Origin of the sequence: Polaromonas jejuensis NBRC 106434 (genome assembly GCF_001598235.1) — a bacterium.
GTDB lineage: Bacteria > Pseudomonadota > Gammaproteobacteria > Burkholderiales > Burkholderiaceae_C > Polaromonas > Polaromonas jejuensis.
Window position 1 is genome coordinate 81,598 of the sequence record NZ_BCYO01000012.1, and the last position, 20,828, is coordinate 102,425.

The window sequence follows — 20,828 nt, forward strand, 5'->3', positions numbered from 1 at the left end:
ACCACCCTGGAGACACACCATGCACATCCCTTCCCTCAAGGCAGCCGTCAGCGCCGACGAATGGCAGCTGCGCTGCGACCTGGCCGCCTGCTACCGGCTGGTGGCGCTTTACGGCTGGAGCGACCTGGTCTTCACCCACATCAGCGCCAAGCTGCCCGAGTCGGTTTCCGGCCCCGGCGCCCACCACTTCCTGATCAACCCCTACGGCCTGATGTTCGACGAGATCACGGCATCCAGCCTGGTCAAGATCGACGGGCAATGCAACAAGGTCATTGAGTCGCCTTTTCCCGTCAACCCGGCCGGCTTTGTGATCCACAGCGCCGTGCACGAGGCCCGCGCCGACGCCGGCTGTGTGCTGCACACCCACACGCGTGCCGGCGTGGCCGTGAGCGCGCAGACATGCGGCGTGCTGCCCATCAGCCAGCAGTCCACCTTTGTGCTGGCCTCGCTGGCCTACCACGGCTACGAAGGCGTGGCCTTTCGCGACGAGGAAAAACCGCGCCTGCAGGCCGACCTGGGACAGGCCAATTTCCTGATGCTGCGCAACCACGGCCTGCTGGTGGTGGGCCAGACGATTGCCGACGCGTTTCTCAGCATGTACACCTTTGAGAACACCTGCCGCATCCAGCTCGATGCCCAATCAGGCGGATACACCGGCGGCGAACTGACCGAAGTCAACCCGCTGATCGTCAAAGGCGTGGCCGAAGCCATGCGCGTGCAGACCGGCGGCCTGGGCGGCGCCTTTGTCTGGCCCGCCCTCATCCGCAAGCTGGACCGGCTGGACGACAGCTACAAGTCCTGACACAGGCGGCCACTGGCAAGCAGGCCGGCGGACCCGATTCAGGCGTCCTGGCGCGGCCCGCTTTTCGGCTTGTCCCTGGGGGCAAACCAGTTCTGGCAGGTCACCATCACCATGCGCACTGCGCGCTCCAGCATCTCGGCGGAGAGCGCCGAACGCCGGCGCACACGCAGACGCAGACGGAAGACCAGCAGAAATTCGGCAATGCTCGCCGGAAAGCCCACCGCACGCCGGGGCGCAGTCGTCACTTCCCGTGACGGTGCGGCCTCATCTGGCCCGGGGGGCGATTGCGGTTGAAAAAAGCGGGCCTTGAGCCGCGACGCCAGCTTGCCCGATGGCTCGGGAAGGGGAGATTTCATTGTTTACTTCATCACCTTGTTGACAGCGCCCACGCCCAGGGCCGCCAGCACCACAAAGATGAGCGCCAGAATCAGGAACAGGCCGAACAGCACCTTGGCGATGCCGGCAGCGCCGGCTGCCACGCCGCTATAACCGAGGGCAGCCGCCAGCACCGCGATCAGCGCAAAAATAATCGCGTACTTGAACATCAAGTTCTCCCATGCAAAGCTTCACCTCGCAGGATGAAGCGATGGACACACCGCCATGAAAAGGCTTGTGGTGATCGTCAGATGCTAAAAGTCCGCACGAAGTTCACGCCTCGGCCGCGCCCGCACCTGCCTGTAGGACAAGACCCACGCTCCGGTGTCCTTCTGCAGCGCCAGGTGAACGTCGGGATGCGCGCTGTAGGACGCGCCCGGCAGGGGTGAGATCAGGGTGCGCGCGGCCCAGCCAAACGGCACGCCATCGCCGCCGCTACTTGCCAAACAGGTTGCGCAGCCCGTCCCCGAGCCGGTCGCCCAGCTTGGCGCCGGCTCCCGTGCCCACGCCGGGCAGCAGCGCCGTGCCAATCGCCGCCCCCAGCAGGGCCGACCGCGACAGCGTGAGCTCGGGCTTGTCCAGCGTGCCGCCCACCGTCAGCGGCACGCCCACCGCCCCGCCAATGGCACTGCCGATCCGGCTGTCGCCGGCCAGCATCACGGTGAGCTTGCCGCTCAGGGCCCGGGCCGGCGAAATGGCGACATTGCCGGCGGCGCTCAGCACGCCCGAGCTGGCCACCAGGTTGCTCAGCTGCGCGGCGCGGCCCCGCGTGCTGACCTGCCCGGCCAAGGTGTCCAGCGGCGTCTGGCCGCCGCGGCTCGGGCCCGCGGTTTGCACGGCCCTGGCCAGGTCCAGGCCGTTGAGCACCGCATGGCGCACCATGAAGGTGGTGTGGCTTTGCAATGCATCGACCAGCGCGCCGGTGGTGGTGGCCCGCGCATTCAGCGTGGTCGTGGCCTCCAGCCGGCCGGCCAGCGCCGCGCTGGGCGCGGTCAGCGCCGAGACTTCCACGCCCTTGGTCTGCAGCTGGCCGGTCATGACCCAGGCGGGTGGCGGCGCCTCACCGGCCCGGGCCGGTGAGGCTGCGGCGGCCGCCTGTTTCAGGCCCAGCCGGCCCTGGACTTCGCCGCCGCCCACCTCGATGCGCAGCGTCCACTGGTCCCCGGCGGCGGGCACTTCATTCGTCTCCGCTGGCGCGCGCTTGAGACTGGCGCGCAGGCCCTGCAAATGGCCCTTGAGCAGTAATAGCTGCGCGCTGTCGGGCAGGCCATCCGCGCCCAGCCTGGCCTCGCCCTCCAGCGTGGTGCGCGCACCGCTGGCGCTGATCCAGGTCACATCGTCCAGCACGGTGCGGCGCGGCAAGCCCGGCAGGGTCCCCTTCTTCAGCGTAAAACTTGAAACATTTTTTGGCTGCGGCCCGGGCTGAACGGGCGCTGCCAGCTCCTTTTTTTGTAGCGACAGCAGCAGCGCGTCAATGCCTTGCTGCGGCAAGACCGCCCGGTGTACCAGCAGCGTGGCCACGGCCAGCTGCCCGTGCAGCAGCGGCTGCCACAGCGGCCGCAACGCCACCCGCCCCAGGGTGAGCGGCGGGTTGCTCTGCACCACGATGCCGCTCAGGGCCACGGCCGGCAGCGGCCACACATCGACGGCCACGCCGCCCAAGGTGACCGGCACGCTCAGCGCCGCCGAGGCCTCGCGCTCAACGCGCAGCCTGAAGCCGCCCGTGGCGATCCAGCGGTGCAGCGTGAACGCCACCGCCGCCAGCAGCACCATCAGGCCGAGCGCCAGCCAGACCAGCCATTTGAAAACCTTTTCCATCTGCTAATTGTGGCAACTTCAGACCCTGTGCACAGCAGAAAACCTGCCGTCCGGCTAGCATGGAGGACTGGCTTTCCTGACTAATTCACGGTTTCGCCGTTTCCATCTCCCTCAACGCCTTACCAAGGACAAACCCATGAAGCTTTACTACTCTCCCGGCGCCTGCTCCCTGTCTCCCCACATCACGCTGCATGAGTCTGGCCTGCAGTTTGAGCATGTGCTGGCCCCCACCAAAACCCACCAGCTGCCCGACGGCACCGACTACTACAGCATCAACCCGCTGGGCTATGTGCCCCTGCTGGAGCTGGACGACGGCACGCGCCTGACGGAAGGCCCGGCCATCGTGCAGTACATCGCCGACCAGGTGCCCGACAAAAAGCTGGCCCCGGCCAACGGCACGGTGGCGCGCGCCCAGCTGCAGTCCTGGCTCCACTTCATAGCCACCGAAGTCCACAAGAACTTCAGCCCGCTGTTCAACCCGGCCACCCCGGCCGAGTACAAGACCATGATGGTAGAGAAGCTGCAGTCGCGCCTGAAATGGGTCGATGGCCAGCTCGCCGGCAAGTCCTACCTGATGGGCGACAGCTTCAGCGTGGCCGACCCCTACCTCTTCACCGTGACCAACTGGGCGCCCGTGGTGGGGGTGGATATTTCCGGCCTTGCCAACCTCGCCGCCTTCCGCGCCCGCGTGGCCGCCCGCCCCGCCGTGCAGAAGGCGATGCAGGAGGAAGGCCTGCTCGGTTAAACGCGCCGGGCGCATGCAGCGCAGCCCATTAGCATGATTGCAGCAGCCCGTGTTGCACACGCCCATTCATCCGGGCACACACTGGAGGCTGTTTTTCAACGCCCTTTATTCACCGCGGACATTTCATGCCTTCCTTATTCGACTCCGTCCAGGCCGGCGACCTGCAACTCGCCAATCGCATCGTGCTGGCGCCGCTGACGCGCAACCGCGCGCCCGACGCGATTCCGACGCCCCTCATGGCCGAGTACTACGCCCAGCGCGCCAGCGCCGGCCTCATGATCACCGAAGCCACCGCCATCAGCCAGCAGGGCCAGGGCTATGCCGACGTGCCCGGCCTCTACGGCAGCGAACAGCTCGATGGCTGGAAACAGGTCACCGAGGCCGTGCATGAGGAGGGTGGAAAAATCGTGGTGCAGCTCTGGCATGTGGGCCGCGTCTCGCACCGCGAATTGCAGCCGGGCGGCGGCCAGCCGGTGGCGCCCTCGGCCATCACCGCCAAGACCAAGACCGTGCTGATCAGGGACGGCGTGCCCACGTTTGTGGACACCTCCGCGCCACGCGCGCTGCGGCTCGAAGAACTGCCCGACATCGTGCACACCTACCAGGCGGCCGCACGCAATGCGGTGGAAACCGCCGGCTTTGACGGCGTGGAAATTCACGGCGCCAACGGCTACCTGCTCGACCAGTTCCTGAAGAACGGCGCCAACCAGCGCAGCGACGACTACGGCGGCAGCATCAAGAACCGTGCGCGCCTGCTGCTGGAAGTGACACGCGCCATCGCCGACTCGATTGGCGGCGGCCGCACCGGCATACGCCTGTCCCCCGTCACGCCCGCCAACGATGTGCACGACAGCGACCCGCAGCCGCTGTTTGACTACGTGGTGCGCCAGCTCGCTCCGCTGAACCTGGCCTACATCCACATCATCGAGGGCGCCACCGGCGGCCCGCGCGAGCTGGCCGAGCGCCCGTTTGACTATGCCGCGCTCAAGGCCGCCTACCGCGCCGCCGGCGGCAGGGGCGCCTGGATGGTCAACAACGGCTACGACAAGGCCCTGGCCGAACAGGCCGTGAAGGGCGGCGCCGACCTGGTCGCCTTTGGCAAGCCCTACATCGCCAACCCCGACCTGGTGGAGCGCCTGTTCCGCAACGCCCCGCTCAACGAGCCGGACAAGGCCACCTTTTACGGCGGCGGCGCCGAGGGCTACACCGACTATCCGACGCTATCAAATAAATAGCTTATAGCGCCCGTGCGGCAAGGGCTGGAAGGCGCTTTCAGGCTTCACAGCCCGTTATCAGCCCCGTTTCAGGGAGCCGCCAGCAACAGGCCACTGCGTGCGGCCTGCTGCGGGTCCGCCGCCTGCGTCACGGCACTGACCACCGCCACGCCGGCCACGCCACAGGCCATCACGCCGGGGATGCGGTCCAGCGAGATGCCGCCAATCGCCACCACCGGAAGCGCCGGTTGCAGCGCCGCCTGCGCGGCCCAGGCCTTCAGCCGCTCCAGCCCGACCGGCTCGTAAGGCATGACCTTCAGCGTGGTCGGGTAGACAGGGCCAATCGCCAGGTAGGAAGGCCGCACCGCATGCGCGCGCGCCAGCTCGGCCGGCGTGTGGGTGCTCAGGCCCAGCCGCAAGCCGGCGCTGCGCAACGCGTTCAGGTCGGCGCTGTCCAGGTCTTCCTGGCCCAGGTGCACGCCGTAGGCACCGGCGCTCAGCGCCAGCTGCCAGTGGTCGTTGATGAACACCTGGGCGCCCGGCACGGCACGCCCGGCCGCCACGGCGGCGCGCACCTCCTGCTCAATCTCGGCAGGCGTGTGGCCGGCGGCCTTGAAGCGCAGCTGGATGGTGCGCACACCCCAGCCCAGCAGGCGCTGCACCCAGGCGGCATCGGGCACCACGGGGTAAAAGCCGATGGGGCCGGTGAGGGACGGGAAAGCGTTGATGGGATTCATGGCAGTCATTCAAGGCGCATGCCAGAACGGCATGCCCACGGTGGGGGTGGAGGCCTGCGCGGCGGCGCGCTCGGGCATGGGGGTGGACTCATAGGCCGCGCGGCCCGCGGCCACGCCGTCGGCAAAGGCGCGCGCCATGCGCACCGGGTCGCCGGCCTGCGCCACCGCCGTGTTCAGCAGCACCGCATCAAAGCCCAGCTCCATCACCTGCGCGGCATGCGAGGGCCGGCCCAGGCCCGCATCCACGATGAGCACCGCATCCGGCAGGCGGCGGCGCATGGTCTCCAGCGCGTAAGGGTTCAGCGGCCCGCGGCCGGTGCCAATCGGTGCCGCCCAGGGCATCACGGCCGCGCAGCCGGCGCCGTGCAGGCGCTGCGCCATCACCAGGTCATCGGTGGTGTAGGCAAACACCGCAAAACCGTCCTTCGCCAGCGTGGTCGCCGCCTCCAGCGTGGCCAGGGTGTCGGGCTGCAAGGTGTAGTCGTCGCCTATCACCTCCAGCTTGATCCACGCCGTGCCAAAAATCTCGCGCGCCATCTGCGCCAGCGTGATGGCTTCCTGCGCGCTGTGGCAGCCTGCCGTGTTCGGCAGGATGTGGCAGCCCAGCGCCTGGATGCGCTGCCAGAAACTGTTGCCGCCGCCGCTTTCGGGCTGCAGGCGGCGCAGGCCGACCGTCAGCACCTGGGTAGCGCTGGCGCGCACCGCATCGCTCAGGATTTGCGGCGAGGGGTAATGCGAGGTGCCCAGAAAAAAGCGGCTCGCCAGGGTCGTGCCGGCCACGCGCCACGGCTCGCCGTGGGCGACCGTCCGGGCCGTCAAATCAATGTCCATTTCAGCCTCCTTGAATCGGTGTGATCACATCAATGCAGTCGCCGTTTTGCAGCCTGCGTTCGGGCCACTGCGAACGCGGCACAAAGGCCTTGTTGATGGCACAGGCGAACGCGCCCTGTAGCGCATAGCCGCGCGCCAGCAACAAAGCCTGCAGGGTGGCCGCCTGCGTTTCAAGGCGCTCGCCATTCAATGAAATTTCAAGCATCGTCATGTCACTTTCTCAGCGCTGGTTCCCAACAGTTGACGGGCCAGTTCATCGACCAGTGCCGGCGCGCACAGATAACCGTGCCGGTATAAGCCGTTGAGGTGCCACACGCCCGCGCGCCGCACCACGACAGGCCGGTGGTCGTCCAGCGCCGGACGCAGGGCGGCGGCCAGGCGCAGCACGCGCGCCTCGCCAAAGGCCGGGTGCAGGCTGTACAAGGCGCTGCCCAACTCCAGGGTGGAGCGCAGGGTCACGGGGCCGGTGTCTTCCGACTCCAGCTCGGTCGCGCCGACCACAAAGCGGTGATCGGGCCGCGGCGCCACATAGAGCTGGTAGCGCGGGTGCATCAGGCGCACGGGCCGCCGCAGGGTCACGCCCTGGCATTCCACCGTCAGCACCTCGCCGCGCACGCCGCGCAAAGGACTCTCAAGAGGCCACTGCGGCTTGCTGCCGACACCGCGCGTGTCCACCGTGACGTCGAACGCATGCACTTCACCCGCGCACAGGATGCGCTGTTCTTCCACGCGGTCAACGGCCTTGCCTTCATGCCAGCGCGCACCCAGCCTGTCTATCTCGGTCGCCAGCGCCGCCATCCACTGGTCATTGGCGAGCTGGCCTTCGCCCTCCAAAAACAGGCCACCGCCGAAGCGGCCCGCCAGCGCGGGCTCGTACCGGGCCAGGGCCGCGCCATCGAGCGTCTGCACCTGGGCACGGCAGGCCTCGGGTAGCTTGTGATGCAGCAGGCGCGTGAAATGCTCCAGCGACGACTGGTCGGGCGTATGCGCAACCACCAGCGTGCCTTCCCGCCGGAAATACACTTTGCCTGCGCGTTCTTCAATCTCGGCAATCCACTGCGGCCACAGCTGCATGGACCGTTGGCCCAGCGCAAACACCACGTCGTCAGACACCGCCAGCTCGGCCAGCGGCGAGAGCATGGCCGCCGCCGTCATGGAGGCCGTGGCCAGGTCGTCCCGGCTGCGCGCATCGAACAGGCTGACGCGGCAGCCGGCGCGCAGCAGGCGCCAGGCCAGCGTGCGCCCGGCCAGGCCGGCGCCCGCGATGCCGATGTGCAGGGTGCTCATGTCAGGAGTAAATTTCGTTGCCGCCCTTGCGGAACTCCTCGGCTTTCTCCTCAAACCCCGTTTCAATGTCGGCGGGGATCTGCTTGATCGCAATCACGCCGGGCGCGGCCAGCGTGGTCGTCTCTGGGTTGAGCCGCGCAAACTCGCGCACCTCCTGCGAGATCTTCATCGAGCAGAACTTGGGCCCGCACATCGAGCAGAAATGCGCCACCTTGGCGTTCTCTTTCGGCAGGGTTTCGTCGTGATAGGCCATGGCCGTGTCGGGATCGATCGCCAGGCGGAACTGGTCTTCCCAGCGGAATTCAAAGCGCGCTTTCGACACTGCGTTGTCCCACATCTGCGCACCGGGGTAGCCCTTGGCCAGGTCGCCCGCGTGTGCCGCAATCTTGTAGGCGATCAGGCCCTGCTTCACGTCGTCGCGGTTAGGCAGGCCCAGGTGCTCCTTGGGCGTCACGTAGCACAGCATGGCCGTGCCATACCAGCCGATGTTGGCCGCGCCCATGGCCGAGGAAATATGGTCGTAGCCCGGCGAGATGTCGGTGATCAGCGGGCCCAGGGTGTAGAACGGCGCCTCGAAGCAGGCCTCGAGCTGCTTGTCGACGTTTTCCTTCACCAGCTGCAGCGGCACATGGCCCGGGCCTTCAATCATCACCTGCACGTCGTGCTTCCAGGCAATCTGCGTCAGCTCGCCCAGCGTGTGCAGCTCGGCAAACTGCGCTTCGTCGTTGGCGTCGGCGATCGAGCCGGGGCGCAGGCCGTCGCCCAGCGAGAAGCAGACGTCGTAGGCCTTCATGATCTCGCAGATCTCGTCGAAGCGCTCGTACAAAAAGCTTTCCTTGTGATGCGACAGACACCACTTGGCCATGATGGAGCCGCCGCGCGAGACGATGCCGGTCAGGCGGTTCGCCGTCAGCGGCACATAGGCCAGGCGCACGCCGGCATGGATGGTGAAGTAGTCCACGCCCTGCTCGGCCTGCTCGATCAGCGTGTCGCGGAAGATTTCCCAGGTCAGGTCTTCGGCCTTGCCGTTGACCTTTTCCAGCGCCTGGTAAATCGGCACCGTGCCAATCGGCACCGGCGAGTTGCGCAAAATCCATTCGCGGGTTTCATGGATGTTCTCGCCGGTCGAGAGGTCCATCACCGTGTCGGCGCCCCAGCGGATGGACCAGACCAGCTTGTCCACTTCCTCTTCAATCGACGAGGTCACGGCCGAGTTGCCGATGTTGGCGTTGACCTTGATCAAAAAGTTGCGGCCAATGATCATCGGCTCGCTCTCGGGGTGGTTGATGTTGTTCGGGATCACGGCACGGCCGCGCGCCACTTCGTCGCGCACGAATTCCGCCGTGATTTCCTTGGGAATCGATGCGTTGAAGGAATGGCCCGCCTTGGGCATGCGCTCGGTCGCCAGGCGCTCGGCCAGCTGTGCGCGCACCAGGTTCTCGCGCACGGCGATGTATTCCATCTCCGGCGTGATGATGCCTTTGCGCGCGTAGTGCATCTGCGAGACATTGGCGCCCGCCTTGGCGCGGCGCGGCACGGGCGCATGCGCCATGCGCAGCGCGGCGAGCGCCGGGTCGTTCAGGCGTTCGCGGCCATAGGCGCTACTGATGCCGGGCAGCGCCTCGGTGTCGCCGCGGTCGGCAATCCACGCGCCGCGCAGCGGGGCGAGGCCGCGCGTGATGTCGATAGTCGCGGCCGGGTCGGTGTAGACACCCGAGGCGTCATACAGGCGCAGCGGCGGGTTGGCTTCGCGGCGCGGCTCGCCGGCACCCTCGTGCACCAGTGTGTCGGTCAGCGTGACCTCGCGAAAAGGCACGCGGACATCGGGGCGCGAGCCTTCGATATAAATCTTGCGGGAACCGGGAAAAGGCGCGCGCGTGATGCGGCTGGCGAGGTCGTTGGTGTCAACGGTAAGGCGGGTTTTGGCCATGGCTATCTCCAGAAGGTGGGGGTGCCTGCCTGGGGAGCCGGAGATGTCGCCGAAAACACCTGTGAAGGGTGTCGTTGCGGGGTACCGGAGCCAAAGTGCGTTGTTTCCTACGCGGGGATGATCCCGATCAGGTTCAGCGGGTCTCGCATTCTGCGATCTCAGCCTCAGAAGAATCCTTTTGGAAACATCCTTGGCACCCCGACAAGCTGGGCCATTGTAAGCACGGCACCGGTCCGTGGCAACGGCCAGTCCAGCCCGGTTGCCCGCACCACGCAACTTTCACCAAACTTTACAAACCATCACGGCGGCGCAATGGCGCATATACACGCGCCCGCCACACTGGCCTTCAACCTGCAGCCAGCACCTGATCTCAGGTGGCGGTCACAGGCGCCTTCTCTCTCTTTTCCCGAAAGGAAGTTTTCATGCAATTCGCTCTCAAACCCCTGGCCGCCCTCAACGGCCTCGTCCTCGCCGGCCTGCTGGCGACCGCGGGCGCCGGCGCCATGGCACAGGGTACGCCCGCCGCGCCCGCAGCGGCCCCCGCCGCCGCCACGAAACCGGCAGCACCACACGATGGCGATCACAGGATGGGTCGCCATGACCCGGCCAAAATGCAGGCCTGGATGGCCAAGCGCCAGGCCGAGCTGAAAGCCAAGCTCAAGATCACGGCGTCGCAAGAGGGCGCCTGGACCACCTACACCGAGGCCATGAAGCCGCCTGCCCGCATGGGCGAGCGCCTCACGGCCGAACAACGCGCCGAGTTCGACAAGCTCACCACCCCCGAGCGCATCGACAAGATGCGCGCCCTGCGCACCCAGCGCATGGCCGAAATGAGCGCGGCCATGGACAAGCGCGGCGAGGCCACCAAGGCCTTTTATGCGACCCTGAGCCCCGAGCAGCAAAAAACCTTTGACGCCGAACTCAAGAAACACGGTCCGTACGGAGGCCGTGGCGGCCCCCGCCATCACGACGACCATGAACCGAAAAAGGGCTGAGCTGATGCGTTGAACTGCCCCCCAGCCGCTGCTTGTGGCTGAACACGGCCACAAGGCCTGCACTTCGCTCCATCAAGGGGCGCCGGTGCAGGCCTTCTTTTTTCAGGCCATATTGTCTGCCGTCTGTCATGGGTGATCCGTGCATCTGGATACTCCGGCGCCGCCTGAGCTGTTCTGTCGGCCTGGTTTGTCCATCATTAAATATCGATAATGATTGATGCCATGCTTTATTTGTTCGGTCGAGAAGCCAGACACCAGATCCATCATCATGGCCAGTCATCCTGTTTTTTCCATCGCCCAGCAACGATGCAAGCCATGAAATTCCAATAATTCCGTTTATAAACAATTAGTTATAAGAAATAATTACCCGTTGACGGTCAGCACAATAGTTGTCATGAGATGAAATTTCAGTTGCATGTTGGTGAAAACCCTAATCCAAAGTTCTTGTGATTAATTATCGATATCGATACATTAAGCCCATGGATCAAGCCGTCACGCCAAAGCCGCAGCCAACCACAGCACCTCGCAAGGGTGAGGAGGTTTACAGCTGGTTGCGCAAGCAGATCATCCTGTCCTCCATCAAGGACGGACAGCCGATCGTCGAACTGGAAGTCGCCAGCACCATGGGTTGCAGCCAGGGCACCGTGCGTGAAGCCCTGCTGCGTCTGCAGGAAGAAGGCCTGATCGTGCGCCAGGGCTACCGCGGCAGCGTGGTATCTCCCATTTCCCCCAATGAAGCCCAGGCGTTTCTCAATCTGCGAGCCCAACTCGAATCCCAGGCGGTGGTGTATTCCGTGCCCAATATCCGTGCGGAACATATCGAGAAACTGTCGGGCATCGTGCGGGAGATGGAACGGGTCGCCGGACAAGGCGACGAGTACAGCCTGTTCGAGCTGGACCAGCAATTTCATATCACCTTGTTCCAGGTGGCCAATATGCCGGCGCTGGTCCCGGTCCTGATTCGCTGCTCGCTTTACAACCACCGCAACAAGATCTCGCTGGTGAATGCCCCGCGCACCTTGCAGGAAACCGCGTCGCGCCACTGGGCCATCGTGGAGGCCCTGCAAACACGCGACGCGGCAGAAGTCGAGCGTGTGCTGCGCCATCACATCCAAAGTGTGGTGGGCATGGACAACGCCCGTGCGCCGGCCTCGACCAGCGCGCCACTGTGCATGGCACCGGAGCAACAGGCCATTTTTGACCGCCTGCAGAAGGAAGACGGGCACCTCCCGGTGATCACCACGCTGGGCCGCGAGCAGGCCCACGCGCAGTTTGCCCACGTCAACGCGCGATGGAACCGCATCGCTGAAGACGACTTCCGAATTGAGCGTTTCACCATTCCAGCGCCCGCGCAGCAAGGCCGCAATGCACAGGGACACCAGGGCATAGGCGCCCTGCGCATCGAACACATCAAGAACCACAACGCGGCCTGCGGCACCATTTTTCATATCCATGGCGGCGGCTGGACATTTGGCAACAACGAAACCCATCTGGGCGCCATGGCACGGCTGGCCGAACTGACGCAATGCACGGTGATCGGCGTGGACTACGGCCTGGCCCCTGATGCCCCCTTCCCCGCCGGGCTGAACGATTGCACTTGGGCCTGGCGCTGGCTGCGCATGCAGTCCGGCGGCGCGGCGCCCTGGTACGTGGCGGGCGACTCGGCAGGCGCCAACCTGGCGCTGGCCATGATGTTTGACCTGCGCAATCTGGGTGAAGTGTTGCCCGACGCAGCCTTGCTGTTTTATGGCGTTTACGCGGCCGACCACAGCACGCCGTCGCATCGATCCTGCGGCACAGGCAGTTTTGGCCTGTCAAGCGAACGCATGGACTGGTACCGCAAACAGTACCTGTCAGGCAGTCGCCGCGATCCGGAAGACCCGCGCGTCTCGCCCCTGCGCGGCGACTTGTCGGGCCTGCCTCCGCTCTTTCTCAACGCCGCAGGGCTGGACCCGCTGCACGACGACACCACCGCACTGGTTCAAAGGCTGGCGCTGACCAGCACACCATTCGAGTTCCACAACTACGAAGGCGTCATTCACGGCTTCATGCAAATGAGCTCGGAACTCCCCCAGGCCCTGCAAGCCTTTAACGACGCGGCGGCCTTCCTGCGTGCGCGCCAACAAGCCCGGTAAGCGGGAATTCATAACCACTAGGAGACAAATCATGCGATTCAACAAAACAAGACGCCTGCTTCTGACCAGCATCACCCTGGCACTCGGCGGCGGCCTCGCCCATGCCCAGACGCCCCAGAATGTGGTCTTCTGGTACCACTTCGACAATCCCGAGCAGACCAAAATCATGGACGGGCTCGTCAACGACTTTCAGACAAAGAACAAGGGCATCACCATCAATGCCCAAAACGTGCCGTGGAACAGCTACTACGACAAGCTCTTTACCTCGGTCGTTGGCGGCAAGTCGCCCGATGTCGCCATGGTCAAACTGGCACAACAGCCGCAGCTGGTTGAAATGGACGCCCTGGAGCCTATCGATCGCCAGATCAACAGCTGGTCGGGCAAGGCCGACGTCGCGCCCAACCTGTTTGAAATCAACAAGGCGGCCAACGGCAAGCAGTACTACCTGCCGCTTCAGTACGTGGTGGTCTACCTCTACTACCGCGCCGACCTCTTTGCCAAAGCCAAGCTTTCCGCACCCGAGACCTGCGAGCAATTTCTTGACGCCGCTAAAAAGCTCACCCTGCCGGCCTCGGCCAACGGCGGCGTTCCGCAATACGGATTCGGCATGCGCGGCGGCAAAGGCGGACAGGACAACTGGGGGCCCTTTGTCCTGTCACAGGGCAACCTGAACGGCACGGACATGGTCAAGCCCAAGGTGGTTGCGGCCAACAACTGGTACATCGACCTGTTCCGCACCCACAAGGTGTCCCCGCCCTCAGCCCCCAACGACGGGTTCAACGAAATCATCAGCGCGTTCAAATCCGGCCAGACCGCGATGATGTTCCACCACCTGGGCTCGGCCAACAGCCTGGTCGCCACGCTGGGCGACAAGGTCTCGGCCGTGCCGGTCCCTGCCTGCGGTGGCCAGCGCTGGACCTATTTCGGGGATGAGTCGACGGCCTTGTTCAAGACGTCCAAGGTCAAGGATGCCGCCTGGAAGTGGATGGCATTTTTGAGCGAAGGCGGCAACAACGCCAAGTTCGTGCAGGCCACCGGCCAGATGACCATCACGAAGAGCGCGGCCGGCAAGGTTCAGGCGCCAGCGCGCTTCATCACGGCCACGGCCAATTCCCTGCCCTTTGCCAAGCCGCTGCCAGCCGTGCCGGAAACTGCTGATTTCGTCTCCACCGTGTGGCCAACCAACATGCAGCGCGCCATGGCGGGTGAAATCACCTCGGCCCAAATGATGGACAACGTCGCCAAGCACTTCTCTCCGCGCTGATCGACGCCCCGGGGAAAGGCATACAGCCCGCCCCCAATTGCGTTCCGATTGACAGGACCTCGGCGCGGCTAAACACACGCTGACGCTGGGGTCCACCTTATCGACACTCCAACACGGGAATCCGAGATGCCAAGAGGTTTCAAGGGCAATGTATTGCCCTATGCGCTGCTGTCCCCGGCCGTTCTCGCCACGCTGATCCTGGTGTTCTACCCCATGCTTCAGGCGGCGATCACCAGCCTTTACCGCAATGTGCTCTGGAAGCCGCGTGATGTGGCCTTCATCTGGTTCGACAACTATTGGGCCATCCTGCACGACCCTGTCGCCTGGTCATCGCTGGGACGCACCGTCATCTGGATCGGCGTGACTGTTCCCCTGCAACTGCTGCTCGGTCTGGTCACCGCCCTGCTGCTCAACCAGCAATTTCGCTGGCGCGGCCTGGCCCGCAGCCTGATCCTGATTCCGTGGGCCTTGCCCAGCGTGATCATCGGCCTGATGTGGTCGTGGATTTACCACCCCCAGGTCGGCGTGCTCAATGACCTGGCACTGCGCCTCGGCCTGCTGCAGGCCGCCATTCCCTGGCTGGCTGGCCCCGACACCGCGCTGTACTCCATCATGGTGGCGCTGATCTGGCAGGGCTTTCCCTTCTTCGCCATCATGATCCTGGCGGGCCTGCAGACGATTCCTTCCAACCTGTATGAAGCCGCATCGATTGACGGCGCCACCACGTGGCAAAAGTTCTGCGCCATCACATTGCCCGGCCTCAAGGGCGTGCTGGTCACCGCCGTGATGCTGCGCCTGATCTGGGTGGCCAATTCCATTGACGTGATCTATGTGATGACGGGTGGCGGCCCGGGCTATGCGTCGCAGACGCTGCCGCTTTACGCTTTCAAGCGAACCTACGCCAGCATGGACCTGGGTTACGGCACCGCTCTTGCCGTGAGCTTCTCCATCCTTTTGCTGGGCCTGATCGTGCTCTACCTGCGCCGTGCGGGCAAGGACCTCGAATAATGCGAAATTCCAACAAGGCGTGGCTACTTCGCCTGCTCACGCTGCACCTGCCGATGGCCCTGATCGTGCTATTCGCACTCGGCCCCTACCTCTGGATGCTGCTGACTTCAGTCAAGCCGGAGTCCGAACTCTTCAGCCCGCAACGCGCCCTGCTTCCGCAGGTCTACACGCTGGAGAACTATGTCCGCCTGCTCACCAAAACATCCTTCCTGACCAATGTGGGCCACAGCCTGATCGTGGCGCTCGGCACCGTCGCGCTGGGACTGTCCTTGAGCCTGACGGCCGCCTATGCCTTCTCACGCTTTCGCTTCCCCGGGCGCAGGCTGTTGATGATGAAATTTCTGCTGGTCAACATGTTTCCGCTGATCCTGCTGATCATTCCGCTGTTCATCATCATGCGTCAGCTCAACCTGCTGGACACCCATCTGGCGCTGATCCTGGCCCACTCGACCTTCTCGGTGCCCTTTGCCACCTGGATGATGATCAGCTACTTCAATGCCATTCCACGCAGCCTCGATGAAGCGGCCATGGTCGACGGCTGCAGCGCGCTCGGCGCCATGTTCCGCGTGGTCCTGCCGCTGACGCTGCCGGGGGTCATTGCCACCGGCATCTATATCTTCATCACCTCATGGAACGAATTTCTTTATGCCCAGGTATTGGCCGGTCAGGAAGTACGCACGCTCACGGTCGCGGTGCAGACGCTGATTGGCGAGTACGAGATCGCCTGGGGTTTGCTGACCGCCGGTGGCGTGGTCGGCGCCCTGCCCGTCACGCTGCTTTTCATGCTGATCCAGAAACGACTGATCTCCGGCATGACGCAGGGCGCGGTCAAGGGCTAGGCAGCATTGAACCCAACGCCAGGAAAACATTCATCCGCATTTACTCCCGCCAGTCCGTACTGGCATCACTAGCAAGGAAATGACAACATGAGCAATCCGATAGGCATCATTTCGATGCAGCATCAACGTCCCTTCACAGCGAAGGAACTTCCCCAGTTGGCCCGCTGGAAATCAGCCGGCTACGACTTCGTCGAAATGCTGGTGCCGGAAGCCGGCGAAATTGATCTGGGCGTGGCAGGCAAAGCACTGGCCGACGAAGGGCTCGGTGTCGTTCTGGCCGCGCGCGTCAACCTGGACCGCAATCTTTGCTCGGACGACGCAAGCAAGCGCCAGGCTGGCGTGGACTACCTGCACTACTGCGTGGAGGCAGCCAGCAAACTTGGCGCGTCCATCGTCGGCGGTCCGCTGTATGGCAACCCGCTGGTTTTTGCCGGTCGCGCCCCGCACCCGGTGGACGAGAGCCTGCGCCTGCAGCGCGTCGACCGGGCCGTTGACGGCCTGAAGAAAGGCGCCGTTGTCGCCGCCCAGGCCGGGGTACGTTTCGGCGTCGAGCCGCTCAACCGTTTTGAAACCGACATTCTCAACACCACCCGCCAGGGCATCGCGCTGGCAAAGATGGTGGACCATCCCGCCGTCGGCCTGGTACTCGACACCTTCCATATGAATATGGAAGACGATGACATCCCTGGTGCCATCCGTGAGGCCGGCAAGCACATGATTCATTTCCAGGCCAACGAGAACCACCGCGGTTACCTCGGCACCGGCCATATCGAGTGGACTCCCGTCATCCGCGCCCTGGCTGACATAGGCTACACCGGCACGATTTCGCTGGAGCCTTTCCGCCGCACCGACGAACGCATCGGCATTCCATTTGCGCAATGGAAAGCCCCTTCACATGACGAGCAAGTCCAGCTGGGCGCCGCCTGCTCATTCATTAAAAACCTGATCACGTTGAATGGAGGCCGGGTATGACGCGCCGTGTTGTATGGGTAGGCTGCGGCCGCCACGCCGAACAAATGCTGCTGCCGCAGCTGTCCCGCCATGACATCGAACTGGTGGGCGTCTGCGACATCAACCTGGCCGCGGCCGAGATGGTCGCACGGCGCTACGGCGTCCAGCATGTGGCCACGGACTACAAGGAACTGCTGGCCTTGCCCAGCATCGATGTGGTCGGAATGGCCGCGGGCCCGGTGCAGCACCGTGATATCTCGATCGCCGCCCTGAACCGCGGAATCAACGTCTTCATGGAAAAGCCGTGCGGCGCCACGGCGGCAGACGCGAAGGCGATTCAGGCGGCGGCCCGCGCGGCAGGCAAAACGGTAGGCGTCGGCTTCATGAAACGCTACTCCACCGGCAACCGCATGGCCTACAACGTCGTCAAGTCGCCCGAATTCGGCAAGGTGTCCGCCTTCTTCGGCGAGTACATGACCGCGCCCACCTACTTCACCGGCAACGTCGACTACACCGGCTTCTACCTGCACCACTGCGTGCACTACATGGACCTGGTGCGCTACTACGTGGCGCCGGTGACCAGCGTCACCGTGTTCCGCAACGAAATCTCGCCCGGCAAACAGGTGCTGCATGTGCATTTCGGGTTTGAAAACGGTGCCATAGGCACCGTGGTCATGGGCACGATACAGTCGCGCGGCACGCCGGTCGAACGCATTCAGGTCATGGGCGACCAGCGCCGCGTTGAAGTCGATGGCGTGATTGAAGTCAACTACTTCCGCAACCCGCCGTTCAAGGCCGACGACCCGGCCGCCAGCCTCACCGACGGGGTCGACACGCTGTCGTGGAAACCCAATTTCACCGCCGCGGCGAATGAAGACTTCAAGGGCTACAACGCCCTGTTTGCCGCCTACTTTGATGCACTCGACGGCAAGGCCACCGACCTTCCCACGATTGACGACGGCGTGCTAGCGATGCAGGTGCTGGAAGCCATGCTGGAAGGCATCGCGAACCCCGGAAAAACCATCGCACTGTCCCATCGCTGAGCGTGACCCGTCTTACCAAGGAAAGCCATCATGTCTGAACTAAGCCTGCGCCAGGTCAAGAAAAACTACGGGACGATCCCCATCATCCACGGCGTCGACCTGGAAATCAACAGCGGCGAATTTGTGGTCTTCGTCGGCCCGTCGGGTTGCGGCAAGAGCACGCTGATGCGCATGATTGCGGGGCTGGAAGATATCAGTGGCGGCGAGATTTCCATCGGCGACCGGGTGGTCAATGACCTGCCGCCGCGCGACCGCGACATCGCCATGGTTTTCCAGGACTACGCCCTCTATCCGAACAAAACCGTGTTCGAAAACATGGCCTTCGGCCTGCGCATCCGCAAGACGCCGCAGGATGAAATCAATCAGCGCGTCGGAAAGGCTGCAGAGACCCTGCAGATCACGCATTTGCTGGAGCGCCTGCCCAAGGCCCTCTCGGGCGGGCAGCGCCAGCGTGTCGCCATGGGTCGGGCCATGGTGCGAAAGCCGAAGGTATTTCTATTCGACGAGCCGCTGTCCAACCTCGATGCACTGCTGCGCAACCAGGTCCGCGCCGAAATCAAGAAACTGCACCAACGCGAAGGCGGTACGGTCGTCTATGTCACGCACGATCAGGTCGAAGCCATGACACTGGCCGATCGCATCGTCGTGTTGCAGGCAGGCCGCATCGTGCAGTCGGGTACGCCCGACGAGATTTACCACCGGCCCAAACACCGCTTTGTGGCTGAGTTCACCGGATCACCGCCGATGAACCTCATGGAGGTCACACTGCTTCGGAAAAATGGGATCTGCGCCCTGGCGCTGCCTGACGGCACAGAGCTGACACTGACGGCCGCTCAGGAAGCCCTGAGCTTAAATGCCAGCTCGCAGGCCGTGGTGCTCGGGGTCCGCCCCGAAAACCTCGTGGTCAGCGACAACGCCGGCCATCCTTTGTGGAAAACGCTGTCGCTCGAAGTCACGCTGGTGGAGCCGCTAGGCGCAGAGAACGTGGTGCATATGGCCCTGGGCACCTTTGACCTGATTGGCCGGTTTCCCAACGCAGTTCGCCCCGCGCAAGGCGGCCGGCTGGAGGTGGCGTTAAACCCGGACACACTGCATTTCTTTGACTCTTCAACCGGCCAGGCACTAACGCAAACTTGAGAAAAGCCAGGCGCCCGCCATTTCACAAGGGCTGAGGCTGTATTCAATTTAACGCGCCCCTCCGCCTGGCTTATCGGAGCGCGGAGCGGCCCGCCCCCTGCAAGACACAACTAACTCTTGACCAGGATTGGCTCTGGTGTATCGTCACCCAACAGTCAGTCTTTCAGCTTGGTTTTGATGCCTCTGCGGCGCGGGTGGGCGGGCTGGATTTTCATGCCGGGCGTGGCGACCCGCTGCAAATAAGTTGCTGTCCTACAGCAGCCCCGCACCCGCAGATCAACAATAGGACAACAGGCCGCTTATGCCTGTTTTTCATTTATATGCTGCCTTCCATGCCCCTTTCTTCCACGCGCCGCACATCCGGGACCTCGCCTGCTTCGGCATCGGCGTCCACACCTCAAGCCGATACGGCCATCGACATGGCCGCGGTGGAAGCCGATACGCAGGCGGCGCTGGCCGCGGCCAGCCGCGACTCTTCGTTTTCCTTCAAGGTCCTCACGGTCAACATCCACAAGGGCTTCACCTTTTTCAACCGCAAGTTCATCCTGCCCGAACTGCGCGAGGCGGTGCGCAGCGTGGGCGCCGACGTGGTGTTCTTGCAGGAAGTGACTGGCGACAACGCCAAGCACCAGGACAAGTACGACAACTACCCCGAGGCGCCGCACTACGAATTCCTGGCCGACGAAATCTGGCCGCAGTTTGCCTATGGCCGCAACGCGGTCTACACCAACGGCCACCACGGCAACGCGGTGCTGTCCAAGTTTCCCATCGTGCGTTTCGAAAACCACGATGTCTCCATCAGCGGCCCCGAGCGGCGCGGCCTGTTGCATTGCGAACTGCAGATGCCGGGCCGCCGCATGAATGTGCACGCCATCTGCGTGCACCTGGGCCTGATCGAGGCGCACCGGCTTCAGCAGATGACCATGTTGTGCGACCTCGTGCGCAGCGGGATTCCCGCCCAGGCGCCTGTGGTCGTGGCCGGCGATTTCAACGACTGGCGTCATCGCGCCCATGCGCTGCTGGCGCATGGCGCGGACCTGCACGAGGTGTTTGTGCAGGCCCATGGCCATGCCGCGCGCACCTTTCCCGCGCGCTTGCCGCTGCTGCGGCTGGACCGCATCTACGTGCGCAATGCCATTGGCCACGCCCCGGTCGTGCTGCCCAACAGGCCCTGGTCGCATCTGTCGGACCATGCGCCGCTGGCGGCGGAAATTGAGTTGTGAAAACGGCGAGGCGCAAAGCCGGCAACGGCAGCTCAAGGCCTGATGTTGGGCCGGAGCGCATCCGCAGCTGACAGGGCAGGTGTCAGCTGGACGGCGCCTGCGCCATATCCGGCTCTGGCGGCACCGCGTCGCGCCCGTCGTCGCCCGGTGGCGCCACCGGGCGGGTGGTCGAATCCCGCGGATCGGGCGCTGGCGGCATGGCGCTGTCGGGCGCCCGCTGGCGGCGGGCCGGGTTGCGGTTGACCGGATTTTTCAGCGGCACGGTCTGGTCCGCGCCGGAAGGCTTGCCCTGCCCGCCGGCCTTTGGGTCCGTGCCGGATGGCTTCGTGGGCAGCGCCTTGTCGGGCGCAGCCGTCTGCGCGGCTGCCCACCCGCCTGCCAGGCCCAGCGCCAAGCCGAGTAGGCCCGCAAGGAAATGTTTCTGCATGAAGACCTCCTGCGCAAGTTAGGACTCACTCTACGCCCATCCCGGCAAAAACCCAATGGCCCCGCAG

At 64.3% G+C, this 20,828-nt stretch carries 21 protein-coding genes and 1 riboswitch; of the genes, 12 read left to right on the forward strand and 9 right to left on the reverse strand.

Annotation, left to right across the window (positions count from 1 at the left end; all coding sequences use genetic code 11):
• Positions 1–19: 19 nt before the first annotated feature.
• The gene (locus PJE01S_RS14770; RefSeq protein ID WP_068834393.1) at positions 20–802 is read left to right on the forward strand and encodes a class II aldolase/adducin family protein; all 783 of its coding nucleotides are present in this window, start codon (positions 20–22) and stop codon (positions 800–802) included.
• A gap of 38 nt (positions 803–840) precedes the next feature.
• Here PJE01S_RS14770 and PJE01S_RS14775 read toward each other — a convergent pair whose 3' ends face one another.
• The 3 genes from PJE01S_RS14775 to PJE01S_RS14785 all read right to left on the reverse strand — a co-directional run bounded on the left by PJE01S_RS14775 (position 841) and on the right by PJE01S_RS14785 (position 2,995).
• A complete protein-coding gene (locus tag PJE01S_RS14775; protein WP_068834394.1) occupies positions 841–1,158 on the reverse strand; it encodes a hypothetical protein in 318 nt (105 codons plus the stop codon).
• A 3-nt stretch (positions 1,159–1,161) separates the two neighbouring features.
• On the reverse strand, positions 1,162–1,347 hold the full coding sequence (locus tag PJE01S_RS14780; RefSeq protein ID WP_068834395.1) for a DUF1328 family protein: 186 nt from the start codon (positions 1,345–1,347) through the stop codon (positions 1,162–1,164).
• Between the two features lie 265 nt (positions 1,348–1,612).
• Positions 1,613–2,995 carry an AsmA family protein gene (locus PJE01S_RS14785; RefSeq protein WP_068834396.1) on the reverse strand — a complete coding sequence of 461 codons (1,383 nt, stop codon included), beginning with the start codon at positions 2,993–2,995 and terminating at the stop codon, positions 1,613–1,615.
• A 136-nt stretch (positions 2,996–3,131) separates the two neighbouring features.
• Here PJE01S_RS14785 and gstA point away from each other — a divergent pair, with 136 nt between their 5' ends.
• Positions 3,132–3,740 (forward strand): glutathione transferase GstA, encoded by a 609-nt coding sequence (gstA, locus tag PJE01S_RS14790; protein ID WP_068834397.1) that lies wholly within the window; start codon positions 3,132–3,134, stop codon positions 3,738–3,740.
• Between the two features lie 125 nt (positions 3,741–3,865).
• Positions 3,866–4,975, forward strand: a complete 1,110-nt coding sequence (locus PJE01S_RS14795) for an alkene reductase (protein WP_068834398.1) — start codon at positions 3,866–3,868, stop codon at positions 4,973–4,975.
• 68 nt (positions 4,976–5,043) lie between these two features.
• Here PJE01S_RS14795 and thiE read toward each other — a convergent pair whose 3' ends face one another.
• From thiE to thiC, 5 genes are read right to left on the reverse strand one after another with little or no spacing between them, the layout of a single operon-like run.
• A complete protein-coding gene (thiE, locus tag PJE01S_RS14800; protein ID WP_068834445.1) occupies positions 5,044–5,691 on the reverse strand; it encodes a thiamine phosphate synthase in 648 nt (215 codons plus the stop codon).
• A 9-nt stretch (positions 5,692–5,700) separates the two neighbouring features.
• A complete protein-coding gene (locus tag PJE01S_RS14805) occupies positions 5,701–6,522 on the reverse strand; it encodes a thiazole synthase (protein ID WP_068834399.1) in 822 nt (273 codons plus the stop codon).
• A gap of 1 nt (position 6,523) precedes the next feature.
• Complete coding sequence (thiS, locus tag PJE01S_RS14810; protein WP_068834400.1) at positions 6,524–6,733, reverse strand: sulfur carrier protein ThiS; 210 nt, start codon at positions 6,731–6,733, stop codon at positions 6,524–6,526.
• Entirely contained in the window at positions 6,730–7,809 is a 1,080-nt protein-coding gene (thiO, locus tag PJE01S_RS14815) for a glycine oxidase ThiO (RefSeq protein ID WP_068834401.1), read from the reverse strand. Before thiO ends, thiS begins: the two co-directional genes overlap by 4 nt.
• Before the next feature lies 1 nt (position 7,810).
• Positions 7,811–9,739, reverse strand: a complete 1,929-nt coding sequence (gene thiC, locus PJE01S_RS14820) for a phosphomethylpyrimidine synthase ThiC (protein ID WP_068834402.1) — start codon at positions 9,737–9,739, stop codon at positions 7,811–7,813.
• 87 nt (positions 9,740–9,826) lie between these two features.
• Positions 9,827–9,950: riboswitch (TPP riboswitch) on the reverse strand.
• Positions 9,951–10,161: 211 nt separating this feature from the next.
• Between thiC and PJE01S_RS14825 the strand changes: the two genes are divergently transcribed.
• The 9 genes from PJE01S_RS14825 to PJE01S_RS14865 all read left to right on the forward strand — a co-directional run bounded on the left by PJE01S_RS14825 (position 10,162) and on the right by PJE01S_RS14865 (position 20,334).
• On the forward strand, positions 10,162–10,734 hold the full coding sequence (locus tag PJE01S_RS14825) for a Spy/CpxP family protein refolding chaperone (RefSeq protein ID WP_068834403.1): 573 nt from the start codon (positions 10,162–10,164) through the stop codon (positions 10,732–10,734).
• 479 nt (positions 10,735–11,213) lie between these two features.
• Positions 11,214–12,869, forward strand: a complete 1,656-nt coding sequence (locus tag PJE01S_RS14830) for an alpha/beta hydrolase fold domain-containing protein (protein WP_068834404.1) — start codon at positions 11,214–11,216, stop codon at positions 12,867–12,869.
• Between the two features lie 31 nt (positions 12,870–12,900).
• Complete coding sequence (locus tag PJE01S_RS14835; RefSeq protein WP_068834405.1) at positions 12,901–14,133, forward strand: ABC transporter substrate-binding protein; 1,233 nt, start codon at positions 12,901–12,903, stop codon at positions 14,131–14,133.
• Between the two features lie 126 nt (positions 14,134–14,259).
• The gene (locus PJE01S_RS14840; RefSeq protein ID WP_068834406.1) at positions 14,260–15,141 is read left to right on the forward strand and encodes a carbohydrate ABC transporter permease; all 882 of its coding nucleotides are present in this window, start codon (positions 14,260–14,262) and stop codon (positions 15,139–15,141) included.
• Entirely contained in the window at positions 15,141–15,980 is an 840-nt protein-coding gene (locus PJE01S_RS14845) for a carbohydrate ABC transporter permease (RefSeq protein WP_068834407.1), read from the forward strand. The genes PJE01S_RS14840 and PJE01S_RS14845 overlap by 1 nt, the downstream gene beginning before the upstream one ends.
• Before the next feature lie 87 nt (positions 15,981–16,067).
• Entirely contained in the window at positions 16,068–16,952 is an 885-nt protein-coding gene (locus PJE01S_RS14850; protein ID WP_068834408.1) for a sugar phosphate isomerase/epimerase family protein, read from the forward strand.
• A complete protein-coding gene (locus PJE01S_RS14855; RefSeq protein WP_068834409.1) occupies positions 16,949–17,974 on the forward strand; it encodes a Gfo/Idh/MocA family protein in 1,026 nt (341 codons plus the stop codon). Before PJE01S_RS14850 ends, PJE01S_RS14855 begins: the two co-directional genes overlap by 4 nt.
• A 30-nt stretch (positions 17,975–18,004) precedes the next feature.
• Positions 18,005–19,111, forward strand: a complete 1,107-nt coding sequence (locus PJE01S_RS14860) for an ABC transporter ATP-binding protein (protein WP_068834410.1) — start codon at positions 18,005–18,007, stop codon at positions 19,109–19,111.
• Between the two features lie 419 nt (positions 19,112–19,530).
• Positions 19,531–20,334, forward strand: a complete 804-nt coding sequence (locus tag PJE01S_RS14865; protein ID WP_068834411.1) for an endonuclease/exonuclease/phosphatase family protein — start codon at positions 19,531–19,533, stop codon at positions 20,332–20,334.
• 82 nt (positions 20,335–20,416) lie between these two features.
• Here the strand turns inward: PJE01S_RS14865 and PJE01S_RS14870 are convergent, their stop codons facing one another.
• Positions 20,417–20,761, reverse strand: coding sequence for a hypothetical protein (locus PJE01S_RS14870; RefSeq protein WP_068834412.1), 345 nt, complete (start codon positions 20,759–20,761; stop codon positions 20,417–20,419).
• Between the last annotated feature and the right edge of the window lie 67 nt (positions 20,762–20,828).

Coding starts and splice junctions, on each gene's coding strand:
- PJE01S_RS14770 (WP_068834393.1), top strand. CDS start 20: ATGCACATCCCTTCCCTCAAGGCAGCCGTCAGCGCCGACGAATGGCAG.
- PJE01S_RS14775 (WP_068834394.1), bottom strand. CDS start 1,158: ATGAAATCTCCCCTTCCCGAGCCATCGGGCAAGCTGGCGTCGCGGCTC.
- PJE01S_RS14780 (WP_068834395.1), bottom strand. CDS start 1,347: ATGTTCAAGTACGCGATTATTTTTGCGCTGATCGCGGTGCTGGCGGCT.
- PJE01S_RS14785 (WP_068834396.1), bottom strand. CDS start 2,995: ATGGAAAAGGTTTTCAAATGGCTGGTCTGGCTGGCGCTCGGCCTGATG.
- gstA (WP_068834397.1), top strand. CDS start 3,132: ATGAAGCTTTACTACTCTCCCGGCGCCTGCTCCCTGTCTCCCCACATC.
- PJE01S_RS14795 (WP_068834398.1), top strand. CDS start 3,866: ATGCCTTCCTTATTCGACTCCGTCCAGGCCGGCGACCTGCAACTCGCC.
- thiE (WP_068834445.1), bottom strand. CDS start 5,691: ATGAATCCCATCAACGCTTTCCCGTCCCTCACCGGCCCCATCGGCTTT.
- PJE01S_RS14805 (WP_068834399.1), bottom strand. CDS start 6,522: ATGGACATTGATTTGACGGCCCGGACGGTCGCCCACGGCGAGCCGTGG.
- thiS (WP_068834400.1), bottom strand. CDS start 6,733: ATGACGATGCTTGAAATTTCATTGAATGGCGAGCGCCTTGAAACGCAG.
- thiO (WP_068834401.1), bottom strand. CDS start 7,809: ATGAGCACCCTGCACATCGGCATCGCGGGCGCCGGCCTGGCCGGGCGC.
- thiC (WP_068834402.1), bottom strand. CDS start 9,739: ATGGCCAAAACCCGCCTTACCGTTGACACCAACGACCTCGCCAGCCGC.
- PJE01S_RS14825 (WP_068834403.1), top strand. CDS start 10,162: ATGCAATTCGCTCTCAAACCCCTGGCCGCCCTCAACGGCCTCGTCCTC.
- PJE01S_RS14830 (WP_068834404.1), top strand. CDS start 11,214: ATGGATCAAGCCGTCACGCCAAAGCCGCAGCCAACCACAGCACCTCGC.
- PJE01S_RS14835 (WP_068834405.1), top strand. CDS start 12,901: ATGCGATTCAACAAAACAAGACGCCTGCTTCTGACCAGCATCACCCTG.
- PJE01S_RS14840 (WP_068834406.1), top strand. CDS start 14,260: ATGCCAAGAGGTTTCAAGGGCAATGTATTGCCCTATGCGCTGCTGTCC.
- PJE01S_RS14845 (WP_068834407.1), top strand. CDS start 15,141: ATGCGAAATTCCAACAAGGCGTGGCTACTTCGCCTGCTCACGCTGCAC.
- PJE01S_RS14850 (WP_068834408.1), top strand. CDS start 16,068: ATGAGCAATCCGATAGGCATCATTTCGATGCAGCATCAACGTCCCTTC.
- PJE01S_RS14855 (WP_068834409.1), top strand. CDS start 16,949: ATGACGCGCCGTGTTGTATGGGTAGGCTGCGGCCGCCACGCCGAACAA.
- PJE01S_RS14860 (WP_068834410.1), top strand. CDS start 18,005: ATGTCTGAACTAAGCCTGCGCCAGGTCAAGAAAAACTACGGGACGATC.
- PJE01S_RS14865 (WP_068834411.1), top strand. CDS start 19,531: ATGGCCGCGGTGGAAGCCGATACGCAGGCGGCGCTGGCCGCGGCCAGC.
- PJE01S_RS14870 (WP_068834412.1), bottom strand. CDS start 20,761: ATGCAGAAACATTTCCTTGCGGGCCTACTCGGCTTGGCGCTGGGCCTG.